Source organism: Ruegeria sp. AF3, assembly GCF_056536285.1.
On record NZ_JBQFJM010000001.1, the window covers coordinates 2,517,501 to 2,529,299 of the forward strand.

The 11,799-nt window shown below is 57.2% G+C and carries 10 protein-coding genes, 1 tRNA gene and 2 rRNA genes (1 of these 13 cut by a window edge); 7 read left to right on the forward strand and 6 right to left on the reverse strand.

Annotation, left to right across the window (positions count from 1 at the left end; genetic code table 11):
• From ACR3FC_RS12700 to ACR3FC_RS12715, 4 genes are all read left to right on the forward strand, one after another.
• Positions 1 to 1,547: ribosomal RNA gene (locus ACR3FC_RS12700) — 23S ribosomal RNA — on the forward strand (it extends 1,282 nt beyond the left edge of the window).
• A 182-nt stretch (positions 1,548 to 1,729) separates the two neighbouring features.
• Positions 1,730 to 1,844, forward strand: a 5S ribosomal RNA gene (rrf, locus tag ACR3FC_RS12705).
• Positions 1,845 to 1,964: 120 nt separating this feature from the next.
• A tRNA-Met gene (locus ACR3FC_RS12710) sits at positions 1,965 to 2,041 on the forward strand.
• A gap of 403 nt (positions 2,042 to 2,444) precedes the next feature.
• On the forward strand, positions 2,445 to 3,197 hold the full coding sequence (locus ACR3FC_RS12715; RefSeq protein ID WP_480475362.1) for a hypothetical protein: 753 nt from the start codon (positions 2,445 to 2,447) through the stop codon (positions 3,195 to 3,197).
• Positions 3,198 to 3,270: 73 nt separating this feature from the next.
• On the opposite strand, the gene ACR3FC_RS12720 is transcribed toward ACR3FC_RS12715, so the two are convergent.
• The 3 genes from ACR3FC_RS12720 to ACR3FC_RS12730 all read right to left on the reverse strand — a co-directional run bounded on the left by ACR3FC_RS12720 (position 3,271) and on the right by ACR3FC_RS12730 (position 6,441).
• Positions 3,271 to 3,918: a response regulator gene (locus tag ACR3FC_RS12720; RefSeq protein WP_480475364.1), complete on the reverse strand. Its 648-nt coding sequence runs from the start codon at positions 3,916 to 3,918 to the stop codon at positions 3,271 to 3,273.
• Complete coding sequence (locus ACR3FC_RS12725; RefSeq protein ID WP_480475366.1) at positions 3,915 to 5,240, reverse strand: sensor histidine kinase; 1,326 nt, start codon at positions 5,238 to 5,240, stop codon at positions 3,915 to 3,917. The genes ACR3FC_RS12720 and ACR3FC_RS12725 overlap by 4 nt, the downstream gene beginning before the upstream one ends.
• Before the next feature lie 229 nt (positions 5,241 to 5,469).
• Positions 5,470 to 6,441, reverse strand: coding sequence for a zinc ABC transporter substrate-binding protein (locus ACR3FC_RS12730; RefSeq protein WP_480475368.1), 972 nt, complete (start codon positions 6,439 to 6,441; stop codon positions 5,470 to 5,472).
• Positions 6,442 to 6,498: 57 nt separating this feature from the next.
• Here ACR3FC_RS12730 and ACR3FC_RS12735 point away from each other — a divergent pair, with 57 nt between their 5' ends.
• The 3 genes from ACR3FC_RS12735 to ACR3FC_RS12745 are packed head-to-tail and all read left to right on the forward strand — an operon-like array spanning position 6,499 to position 8,557.
• Entirely contained in the window at positions 6,499 to 7,011 is a 513-nt protein-coding gene (locus ACR3FC_RS12735) for a Fur family transcriptional regulator (RefSeq protein ID WP_480475370.1), read from the forward strand.
• A gap of 2 nt (positions 7,012 to 7,013) precedes the next feature.
• Positions 7,014 to 7,760 (forward strand): metal ABC transporter ATP-binding protein, encoded by a 747-nt coding sequence (locus ACR3FC_RS12740; RefSeq protein WP_480475372.1) that lies wholly within the window; start codon positions 7,014 to 7,016, stop codon positions 7,758 to 7,760.
• Positions 7,760 to 8,557, forward strand: a complete 798-nt coding sequence (locus ACR3FC_RS12745; RefSeq protein WP_480475374.1) for a metal ABC transporter permease — start codon at positions 7,760 to 7,762, stop codon at positions 8,555 to 8,557. Before ACR3FC_RS12740 ends, ACR3FC_RS12745 begins: the two co-directional genes overlap by 1 nt.
• A 119-nt stretch (positions 8,558 to 8,676) precedes the next feature.
• On the opposite strand, the gene ACR3FC_RS12750 is transcribed toward ACR3FC_RS12745, so the two are convergent.
• From ACR3FC_RS12750 to ACR3FC_RS12760, 3 genes are read right to left on the reverse strand one after another with little or no spacing between them, the layout of a single operon-like run.
• Positions 8,677 to 9,750: a BMP family ABC transporter substrate-binding protein gene (locus tag ACR3FC_RS12750; protein ID WP_480475376.1), complete on the reverse strand. Its 1,074-nt coding sequence runs from the start codon at positions 9,748 to 9,750 to the stop codon at positions 8,677 to 8,679.
• 32 nt (positions 9,751 to 9,782) lie between these two features.
• Positions 9,783 to 10,703, reverse strand: coding sequence for an ABC transporter permease (locus tag ACR3FC_RS12755; RefSeq protein ID WP_209598075.1), 921 nt, complete (start codon positions 10,701 to 10,703; stop codon positions 9,783 to 9,785).
• Positions 10,704 to 10,705: 2 nt separating this feature from the next.
• A complete protein-coding gene (locus tag ACR3FC_RS12760) occupies positions 10,706 to 11,788 on the reverse strand; it encodes an ABC transporter permease (RefSeq protein ID WP_480475378.1) in 1,083 nt (360 codons plus the stop codon).
• Positions 11,789 to 11,799: the final 11 nt, after the last annotated feature.

Below are 11,799 nucleotides of genomic sequence, written 5' to 3' on the forward strand. Positions count from 1 at the left end.
TGAAGCCGGCCTGTGAGGGATCCGGTGGAGAGATCACTAGTGAGAATGATGACATGAGTAGCGACAAAGAGTGTGAGAGACACTCTCGCCGAAAGTCCAAGGGTTCCTGCTTAAAGCTAATCTGAGCAGGGTAAGCCGGCCCCTAAGCCGAGGCCGAAAGGCGTAGGCGATGGGAACTAGGTTAATATTCCTAGGCCAGGAGGATGTGACGGATCACAGGTGTAGTTCAATCTTATCGGATTGATTGGGCTGCTGAGTGGTTCCTGGAAATAGCCCTCCATCAGACCGTACCCTAAACCGACACAGGTGGACTGGTAGAGCATACCAAGGCGCTTGAGAGAACGATGTTGAAGGAACTCGGCAAAATACCTCCGTAAGTTCGCGAGAAGGAGGCCCGGTTCCTAGGCAACTAGGGGCTGGGGGCACAAACCAGGGGGTGGCGACTGTTTATTAAAAACACAGGGCTCTGCGAAGTCGCAAGACGACGTATAGGGTCTGACGCCTGCCCGGTGCCTGAAGGTTAAAAGGAGAGGTGAGAGCCTTGAATTGAAGCCCAGGTAAACGGCGGCCGTAACTATAACGGTCCTAAGGTAGCGAAATTCCTTGTCGGGTAAGTTCCGACCTGCACGAATGGCGTAACGACTTCCCCGCTGTCTCCAACATCGACTCAGCGAAATTGAATTGCCTGTCAAGATGCAGGCTTCCCGCGGTTAGACGGAAAGACCCCGTGCACCTTTACTACAGCTTCGCACTGGCATCAGGATTGTGATGTGCAGGATAGGTGGTAGGCTTTGAAGCAGGAACGCAAGTCCCTGTGGAGCCTCCCTTGAGATACCACCCTTCGCACTCTTGATGTCTAACCGCGGTCCGTTATCCGGATCCGGGACCCTGCGTGGCGGGTAGTTTGACTGGGGCGGTCGCCTCCTAAAGCGTAACGGAGGCGCGCGAAGGTTGGCTCAGAGCGGTCGGAAATCGCTCGTTGAGTGCAATGGCAGAAGCCAGCCTGACTGCAAGACTGACAAGTCGAGCAGAGTCGAAAGACGGCCATAGTGATCCGGTGGTCCCGAGTGGAAGGGCCATCGCTCAACGGATAAAAGGTACGCCGGGGATAACAGGCTGATACTGCCCAAGAGTCCATATCGACGGCAGTGTTTGGCACCTCGATGTCGGCTCATCTCATCCTGGGGCTGGAGCAGGTCCCAAGGGTACGGCTGTTCGCCGTTTAAAGAGGTACGTGAGCTGGGTTTAGAACGTCGTGAGACAGTTCGGTCCCTATCTGCCGTGGGTGTAGGAGACTTGAGAGGAGTTGCCCCTAGTACGAGAGGACCGGGGTGAACGATCCACTGGTGGACCAGTTGTCGTGCCAACGGCAGTGCTGGGTAGCTATGATCGGACAGGATAACCGCTGAAGGCATCTAAGCGGGAAGCCCCCCTCAAAACAAGGTCTCCCTGAGGGCCGTGGAAGACCACCACGTCAATAGGCCGGAGATGTAAGCGCAGTAATGCGTTCAGTTGACCGGTACTAATCGCCCGATAGGCTTGATTTGATCCAGTAATGGAAAGACAAATCAAAGACATACACACCTTGAGTTGGATAGCTGTGTCGCGCCAAGCGACACTGTTGATTGACATAACAACCGTGCAGGAACGCGCATCCGCTTCGCGAATACGCTGCCTCCTGCGCGTCGCCTTTTTGCAAAGCAAAAAGAGCGACGGGGATTTTCCTCGGTTTGGTGGTCATAGCGCAAGTGAAACACCCGGTCCCATCCCGAACCCGGAAGTTAAGCACTGCCGCGCCAATGGTACTTGGGCTTAAGCCCCGGGAGAGTAGGTCACCGCCAAACCTAGTAAAATCCCCAATCTCTCAACACGATGATAAGAACACTACCCGGTCTCAAGCAGCCGAATAGGCGGTAGACCAAAAAAGACCTCAAGTAGCGTAAGCGGTAGGTCATCAAAAGTGTCGCGGGATGGAGCAGCCCGGTAGCTCGTCAGGCTCATAACCTGAAGGTCGTAGGTTCAAATCCTACTCCCGCAACCAATACTTCCTAGTCAGATATCAAACACTTAGCCTTGCATAACGCAGGGCTTTCCGCGTTTAGGACATCCTTACCCGGTGCTACAACGGTGCTACGCCAGAGAGCAAAGATCAGCTATCAAAGCGCACCCATTCTGACGCTCCCTGAAGCCGACTCTTACCCCAACATGAAAACCAACACGCCTCCACCGTCAGTGCTGTCGGCACCGACATGCGGTCCCTCGTTGCTCAAAGCCATAATAGGAGTGTTGGATCAGGTTGAGTTTCGGGAATTGTAATTCTTAGCTTCTCCGGTCCGGACATTCGGCCGGAAAATCATCAGACCTAAGCCCGATGTAGCGAAGCCGGGACTGGGATATCCTGCCTCCAATGCAGGAAAACGCCTCGAACAGGATTGGAGACGATAATGAATACCCGGAAAAGAACTGGTCAGCTTCTGAGCTCGGCAGCGCTGGCGTCGCTGATTGTGATGACACCCTATGTGCCGACCTTTGACGCAGACGGTCATCTGCGGTTGGAACCTGCTTACGCGTTTGCAAAAAGCGGGAAGGGGAGTGACGGCAACGGCGGGGATGATGATCATGACAGCAATTCCGGGTCGGGCAGCGGCGGAGATAGCGACGACAATTCCGGATCGGGTAAAGGTGGTCACGACGACGATGATGACGATGATGACGATGACGATGGCTCGTCACGCTCGGGCCGGGGAGGGGATAAGAAGGACCGGTCTCAGTCTGGGGGGCAGTCATCGGGATCGGCTGGAATAACAAAGGTCGAGACAAGCGCGAGCGGCATCGAAGTACGCTATGCTGACGGCACCAAAGAAGAGATCGAAAACGGTCGGTACGAAAGAAAAAACGCGCAGAACCGAACCATCGAGGAACGACCGGCCACAGGTGCCGACGTTTCGCGCCTTCGGTCACTGGCAAACGGTATCTCAATCGATAGTGTGCGCTCGCCAGGGCAGAGCGGCGGTGCTGGAAGTAACCCGGCAAAAATCGAAATTCAGGGCCACAATATCGAAGTTAGTTACGCAAACGGCTGGAAAGAAGAGATCGAGGGCGGACGTTACGAACTGAAAGACCCGTTCAACCGAACCGTTGTTGAAAGAACCGCAACCGCGGCGGATCGCAGCAGACTTCAGGCGATTGCCAACTGAACAACGAACTTTGACGAATGTGCGGGGCGGTTTCTTTTCTTGAGAGACCGCCCCGGTCTTTGAGCGCCTGACCCTAGTCTTTCTTGTTCCAGGCCTCATGCGCGATGAGAGCGGCCTCCACCCGGTTCCGCGCATGGAGCTTGGACAGGATCGCCGTCATGTAATGCTTGACGGTTTTCTCCTGAATCCCCAACTCATCGGCTATTTCCCGATTGCTCAGCCCTTTGGCGACGCGCCGAAGAATCTCCTCCTCGCGATGGGTAAGATCATCGATGGCGTCAGTTTCTTTCTGCGACCCACTTCCGCGATTGATCTGAAGTAGCATGCGCGAAGCCAGACCCGGCGAGACGAATCCTTCGCCCGAGGCGATACTGCGCAGCGAATCTGTCAATTCGCGCGCTGTCACGCCCTTGACGATATAGCCAATGGCACCCGCCTCCAAAGCGTCTGCGACGTCACTGCTGTTTTCAGAGACCGTCAATATCGCGATGAAAGGCGGGTTCGCCATTTCAGCAATTCGGCGGGTCGCGCTAATGCCGCCACCGGGCATCGACAGGTCGAGGATGGCGATGTCTGGTTGATGGGTTCGGACAAGGGAAACGGCCTCATCCGCATTTGATCCGGCGGCGAGAACCTTGAAACCGTCAGCCTCTTCTAATGTCCGGTGCAAACCGTCCCGGAAAATCGGGTGATCATCTGCGATAACGACGGATGTTGTCATGATGCACTCATTTTTCTGGGAAACAATGTCATAGCAACGGTGGTGCCCTTGCCCGGGGTTGACGTCACCACGAACCGGCCACCGATGCTTTCGACCCTGTCACGCAAACCGACAAGGCCCTGGCCCCCGTCGTCTCGCAGCACAGTCTCGCCTGACGGATCGAACCCGGGGCCGTCGTCGCTGACCTGAACGGTGATGCGATCATCATGTACGTCGCAGGTGACAATGCATCGGGACGTGGGTGCATATCTTGCGGCATTGGAAATCGTTTCCTGCAGGAACCGGAAAACGCACAACTTGCCCGAGATCGACAAGTCGGGCGACGGATTGCCCTGAAAGGAAATACCGGGGCGAAAAGGGCTGTGTTCCGCGTGGTCCTCGACAGCTCTTTTTACCACATCAACGAGCGCTAGGTTTTCGATGTCTGGCGCGAACAATCCCCGTGACAGGGCGCGAATTTCTGCCAAAGACTTCTGCAAAGATTGCTGAATTTCTTCGGCCTCGGTGGGCATCTCCGGCCTGTCGCCGAATGCGGCCTCCAATCGAAGGGCTGCGAGCGATAGGTATTGGGCAGGACCGTCATGCAGTTCCGCGCCGAGTTTCCTAAGGAACCTGTCCGTTTGCGCAGCATATCTTTCTGATGCATCAATGACGCGCGACCGCAGCATGGCATTCTGCGCGGCCATCTTTTCACTTTCGGCAAGGCGGTCGTTCAGAAGGCGCCCCTGCCGTCGAATGGTGTTGTCGCCGATTGCGACAATGGAAAACAGAACAACCGTGCTTGCCGCAAAGGCCGAGCCAACGATCAACCAGCTTGTTCTTCTGGCTCTGGCCATGTCCAGTTCCAGCTGATCGGCCTTTTCATAGAACTCGGCGACCGCGATGATTTTCCCCGACCAGATTTCGCGAATGGGGCTGTAGACTTCCAGCAATGGAATGCCCAGCGCAGCCTCTGCCGCGCTTTCTTCGTCGTCCAGCTCTTCAAATGAGCCCGAGATTTCTCCAGCCCATGCGCGTTTCAGGTCATCTGTCGGCTCGAACCGACGACCGATGATGGCGGAATCCGATGCGTATGCAATCTCGCCATCCTGTTTCCAGAACTTGTACGAGGCAATGCGTTCGCGCATCGGCTGGGTCATGAAAATCTCGTCCAGCGCCCGGCTGGCCTGTTCGGACAGTCGATCTCCATGCGCCAGCTCCTGGCTGAGAGGAGACAGAATGCTTTCCATGTACAGTGCGGCCGAGTTGGCGGAGTTCTGTACAACCGCGTTTTCGATCCGGTTCGACACCCAGTGACCAACAAACACCGTAGCAGTCCCCATTACGACTATGCTGGCCGCGAGAAAAACGCGCGACAAAGACCAGTTGCCAATTGTCAGGTCAGAAATTTTGGGTCTCATTTCGCAATCGACTATGAACGACAATTGCTTGACGCGCTACAGACCATGGTCTGATGCGCTTCTCCAATGTTCGAAACCTGATGCGCGGGCCGGGACTTGGCCTTTTTGGGTGCACCCCGGCAGGTTCCCGCGTCCCGATCCCAGTCCCGGTTCAACGGGTTTTCAAACACTCCGACAGGGTTTGCGCCATGTTACGAATGACTTGCGGGTACAGAGACGGCCCCGGTTCCAGTGCCGAGCCCAGTGGATCGATCACACCGGATTGCGCCGATGTTCCATCCAACACGGTCTCGACGATGCCCGGATTGAACTGTGGTTCAGATAATACGCAGTTGATGCCTTCAGCGCGAATGCGACCTTGAATGGCGGCAATACGCGCGGGGCTTGGGTCGGACGCATCGCTCAGGGAAATCGCGCCTGATGCCGGGAAACCAAACGCGACCTCGAAATACTGATAAGCATCATGAAACACGATGAAGCTGCCGCCGCGAACCGGCTCAAGCAACCCTGCCACTTCTGCGGAAAGCGCGGTCATTTCTTCGCGCGCCGCTTCGGCGTTTGCCAAATACGCAGCGGCATTGTCGGGATCCGCTGACGACAATTGATCTGCGATCAGGTTCAGCCAGGCTTTGGCATTCGTTGGCGACAGCCAGGCATGTGGGTCATGAGAATCATGATCGTTATGATCATCATGGCCTTCGTGATCGTCATGGTCGTCATGGTCTTCGTGACCCGCATCGTCCGCGTGATCATGCGCCTCAAACAATGTGTCTTCCCGGAACTCAAGAAGCTCCGTGCCCTTTGCGTCCAATAGGGCAGTGGCAGTCGCGCCTTGGGCAAGGGTTTCTATCGCGCTTTCCAACCATGGCGTCAGGTCTTCTCCTACCCAGAACACCAGATCGGCGTTTTGCAACGCGGCTGCCTCGGACGGGCGCAGATTGTATTCATGCGGCGAGGCACCCGGTGCGACGATCAGGGCAGGTGTTCCCACACCCTCCATTACACGGGCCACCAGCGAATGAACCGGGGCAATGTCCGCGGCAACGTTTGGCGCATCTGCGCGGGCCGGTCCACCCAGCAATGCAACTGTGATCGACAATGGAAGAAGAAGCGTTCTGGACATAGAGCTCTCTGTGTGATTTTATAACATTTCAAGTGGCAATACATGATATGAAATAACATGACAAGTGATGTGCACCCGGTACCTGGCAAAGACACCGCCCCGGTCGGGTTTCAGGAACATGACCACCAGAGCTGTGTCGCAACGGCCCTGGCATCTGCCGAAGCCCGGTGCAAAGAGGAAGGGCTGCGTCTGACGCCGGTTCGCCGCAAGGTTCTTGAGATGTTGTTGCAGGAACATCGCGCCCTTGGCGCCTACGCAATCCTTGATCGGTTGCGCGACGAAGGATTCGGGTCCCAGCCTCCGGTCGCTTATCGGGCGTTGGAGTTTCTTGTACAGAACGGCTTTGTCCACAAGATCGAGCGGCTGAACGCGTTTGTCGCCTGCTCTCATCCCGGCGCGGCGCATTCACCTGCTTTCATGATTTGCCGAAAATGTGATGCCGTAGCCGAGGCGCAGTCCGCCCCCTCCAAAGGTGTTCTTGGCGCTGCCGCGCGCGCGGCAGGTTTCGAGATCGAGCGAACGGTTGTAGAGGCTGAAGGTCTCTGCCCTGACTGCACCGAAAAGGCATAAAGATGGCCCTGATCACTGTCGAGAAACTCAGCGTCCGCTATGGCGCGCATACCGTGCTGCATCATGTGGATATGGTCGTTGAACCGGGTGAAATCGTGACCATCGTTGGCCCGAACGGATCAGGCAAGACCAGCCTGCTGCGGGCCATTATCGGTGCGACACGGCCTTCCGCCGGTCACGTGTCACTGAAACCCGGTTTGAAAATCGGCTATGTGCCGCAGAAGCTGCATGTCGATCCGACTTTGCCAATTTCCGTCGAGCGGTTCATGCGTCTGACCGAACCTGTGTCGCGCAGGCAATGTGTCGAGGCGCTTGAATCGGCGGGTGTGCCGGATCTGTTGAAACGCCAGATGTCACAGTTGTCCGGCGGACAGTTCCAGCGGGTACTTCTGGCCAGAGCTTTGATCAACCACCCGGACATCTTGTTGCTGGACGAAGCGACACAGGGGTTGGACCAACGGGGATCGGCCAGCTTTTACCAGCAGATCGAGGCAGTCCGACGCGAGTCCGGATGCGCCATTTTGATGATCAGCCACGAACTGCATGTGGTCATGAGCGCGTCGGACCGGGTGATATGCCTCAATGGGCATGTCTGTTGCGAAGGATCGCCGGCCGTGGTCGCCTCGGCACCCGAGTATCGGGCCTTGTTCGGAACCGGAACAGGCGGTGCGCTTGCCCTTTATCGTCATGAACATGATCACCATCATGATCATGATCATGATGCGAACCCACAGGAAGCGGCGGAATAATGCTGGATGATTTCATGATGCGGGCAATGCTCGCCGGTATTGGCGTGGCGTTTGCGGCGGCCCCCCTTGGATGTTTTGTCGTGTGGCGTCGCATGGCGTATTTCGGCGACGCGACCGCGCATGCCGCAATTCTGGGCGTGGCCCTGTCCCTGACGTTTCAGATGTCGATCTTCACGGGTGCGCTGGCCGTCGCTTTGGTCATGGCGCTGACCGTTTCGCTTTTGGCGGGTCGCGGTTATGCGATGGACACGCTGCTGGGGGTTCTGGCGCATTCTGCGCTGGCCTTCGGGCTGGTAGCAGTTTCATTCCTGTCCGGTGTCCGGATTGACCTGATGGCATATCTGTTTGGGGATATTCTGGCGGTCTCCCGTTCGGATCTGGTCGTGATCTGGGGCGGTGCGGCGCTTGTCGTGGCTCTGATTGTCTGGCGTTGGTCGCAACTTCTGACCGCGACACTGAACGAAGAACTGGCCTATGCCAGCGGCTTCGATCCAAGGCGAGAACAACTGATCCTGACCCTGTCACTTGCTGTGACCGTAGCGGTGGCGATCAAGGTTGTGGGCGTGTTGCTGATCGCCGCAATGCTGATCATTCCGGCGGCTGCTGCGCGAAACCTGGCACGGTCACCAGAATCCATGGCCCTGATTGCTGCGGGAATAGGTGCGCTTTCGGCCATCACAGGGCTAAGGGCTGCGTATGTATTCGACACTCCGGCAGGGCCCTCGATTGTCTGCGTTGCCGCGATCGTTTTTGCGTGTCTCAGCCTGATCGGGTGGCGAACGCAGGACATGGCCTAAAGGTTCCGTAGGTCTTTGCGGCCGTAGAATCCCGGGCATCCGGTAATGTGACCGAAACGAAAACGCCAAAAAAAAGGCCCGCAATCCTGCGGGCCTTTATGCATTTCTATCCGCGCCGTTTATTGCGGGATATCGCCTTCCAGCCCTTCGACATAGAAGTTCATACCGGCCAGAGTACCGTCGTCGGCCACTTCGCCCTCGGCCAGCCAGTCGCTGCCGTCCTGCTTTTTCAGCGGTCCGGTAAAGGCATGATAGCTGCCATCGGCCAGCGCGGCTTTCAGGGCCAGTGCCTCTTCCTTGATGTCCGCGGGAACTGCATCCGAAATCTCACCGATTTCTACCATGCCCGGCCCGATACCGTCCCAGGTGTTGGACGAGGTCCAGGTGCCGTCCATCACGGCCTTTGTGCGCGCGATGTAGTAGGGTCCCCAGTTGTCGATGATCGAGGAAACACGCGGTTTGGGGGCGTATTCGCTCATATCCGAAGCCTGACCGAAGGTGATCACGTTGCCCGCCTCTTGTGCGGCGGCCTGCGGTGCGGTCGAGTCAGTGTGCTGCAGGATCACGTCGGCGCCCTGTTCGATCAGAACCGATGCAGCGTCAGCCTCTTTCGCCGGGTCGAACCATGTATAGGCCCAGACGATCTTGAACTGTACATCCGGGTTCGCTTTCTTGGCGTGGATATAGGCCGAGTTGATACCGCGGATCACCTCGGGGATCGGGTAGGACCCGATATAGCCGATGATGTTCGATTCGGTCATTCTACCCGCGATATGCCCCTGAACCGCGCGGCCTTCGTAGAAACGCGCTGAATAGACCGAGACGTTGTCGGCGGTCTTGTAGCCGGTCGCGTGCTCGAACTTCACGTTCGGGAATTTCTTGGCCACATTGATGGTTGGATCCATATAGCCGAACGAGGTGGTAAAGATCAGATCCGCGCCTTCCAGCGCCATCTGGGTCATCACGCGCTCGGCGTCGGGGCCTTCGGGTACTGATTCAACGAATACAGTCTCGACCTTGTCGCCGAACTCTTCTTCGATCGCCAAACGGCCTTTGTTGTGTTCATAGGTCCAGCCGCCGTCGCCGACAGGGCCGACATAAACAAAACCGACCTTGGTTTTGTCTTGTGCCACTGCACCGGTCGCAAGACCAAGCGCTATCGCGGCAGTTGTCAGAAGCGATTTTAATTTCATGTAGTTACTCCCCAAGTTGGTTCAGTTGGCCCCTAGTGTGAGGCATGGAAGGTCCGGCCCAGTGAGGCAGGTGCGCTGCTCTTGTCGGCCGAAAGGATCACAAGCACAAGGATCGTGATAAGATAGGGTGACATTGCCAGATACTCGACGGGAATGGCAACGCCCGCTGCCTGCAAATTAAGCTGCAAGACGGTGATGCCGCCGAACAAATATGCACCCAGCAGGACCCGCCACGGTTTCCAGCTGGCAAACACCACCAGCGCCAGTGCGATCCAGCCGACACCTGCGGTCATGCCCTCGGTCCATTGCGGCACACGTATCAGACTGATGTAAGCTCCACCCAGACCCGCGCAGGCCCCGCCAAACAGGATCGCCATGATACGGATTTTGATGACCTTGTAGCCAAGCGCATGGGCGGCATCGTGGTTTTCACCAACCGCCCGCAGGATCAACCCGACGCGGGTGTACTTCAGGACGGCCCAGACCACAGCGGTCAGCGCAATGCCCAGATACAGGATGGGATCGTGCCGAAACAGGATCGGGCCGATGACCGGAATATCGCTGATCAAGGGGATGTGGATATCGCCCATGCTGGGTGGTTTGACGCCCACATAGCTTTGCCCCATCAGGGCGCTGAACCCCAGGCCAAACAGGGTCAGCGCAAGGCCGCTGGCAACCTGGTTGGCCAACGCAAACTGTGTCAGCAAGACGAACAGCAGCGACAGCACGGCCCCGCCAATGGCGGCAGCAACAAAGCCCAGCCAAGGCGAGCCGGTTTCGACCGAGATCGCAAAACCGCTGATCGCGCCAACGATCATCATGCCCTCGACACCAAGGTTCAGAACGCCTGCCTTTTCCACGACAAGCTCTCCAATCGCGGCCAGCAGAAGGGGGGTTGCCGCCACCATAAGCGAGGCAACCAGAAGAACGGGATTGATTTGACCAAGGTCCATGATCACGCCACCTCGCTACGCGCCGCACGGATGCGGAAGTTTGTCAGAAGATCGAAGGCCAGCAGGAAAAACAGCAGCATTCCCTGAAACACCTGAATGGCTGCGGATGGCAGGCCCAGCTGCGATTGTGCGATTTCGCCGCCAATATAGGTCAGCGCCATCAGGCCCCCGGCCAACAGGATACCCACCGGATGCAGGCGGCCCAGAAAGGCGACGATGATCGCGGTAAAGCCATAGCCCACATTGAAATCGATGCTGATCTGACCGGACGGGCCGGACACCTCGAACATCCCGGCCAGCCCGGCCAAAGCGCCCGAAATTCCAAGGCAGAACAGGATCAGGCGCGCCGGGTTCACACCCGCAAACTTCGCGGCGCGGGGGGCCTCACCCGTCAGACGGATATGGAAGCCCAGCATGTGACGGTTCAGCAATACATAGGCAAAGATCACCGCGATGAAGGCCGCGACAACACCCCAATGCATCCCGGAACCGGCAATCAGCTCGGCATTATGCGCGCTTTCATAGGATTGCAGGTTGCGCGATCCGGGAAAGCCGAACCCTTCGGGGTTCTTGAGAAGACCCAGCGAGACCGAGGCCAGCATCTGCTCGGCCACGTAGACCAGCATCAGCGACACAAGGATTTCGTTGGTGCCGAAACGCACCTTCAGCAAAGCCGGGATCGTTGCCCACAGCCACCCGCCAAATGCGCCTGCAACCACCATGATCGGGAAGATGTACCAGGCGTCAAGCGGATAGAAGGCCAGACCTGCGCCCGCGCCAAAAATAGCGCCCATGATGTATTGCCCTTCGGCCCCGATATTCCAGATACCGGCCCGAAAACCCAGCGACAATCCGATTGCGATCAACACAAGGGGCGCGCCTTTGACCAGCAATTGAGGGCGGTAATAAAACGCGAACTCGCCAAACAACGGCTCCCAGAAGATGGTGCCGATGGCTTGGACCGGGTTTTTCCCCAAGATGGCAAACAGCAACCCGCCAAACACCATTGTCGCCAGCACCGCCACAAGGGGGGTCGCGTAAGACCAGGCCCTGGACGGCTGTGGCCGTTTCTCCAACACTATCATCTGCTCATCCC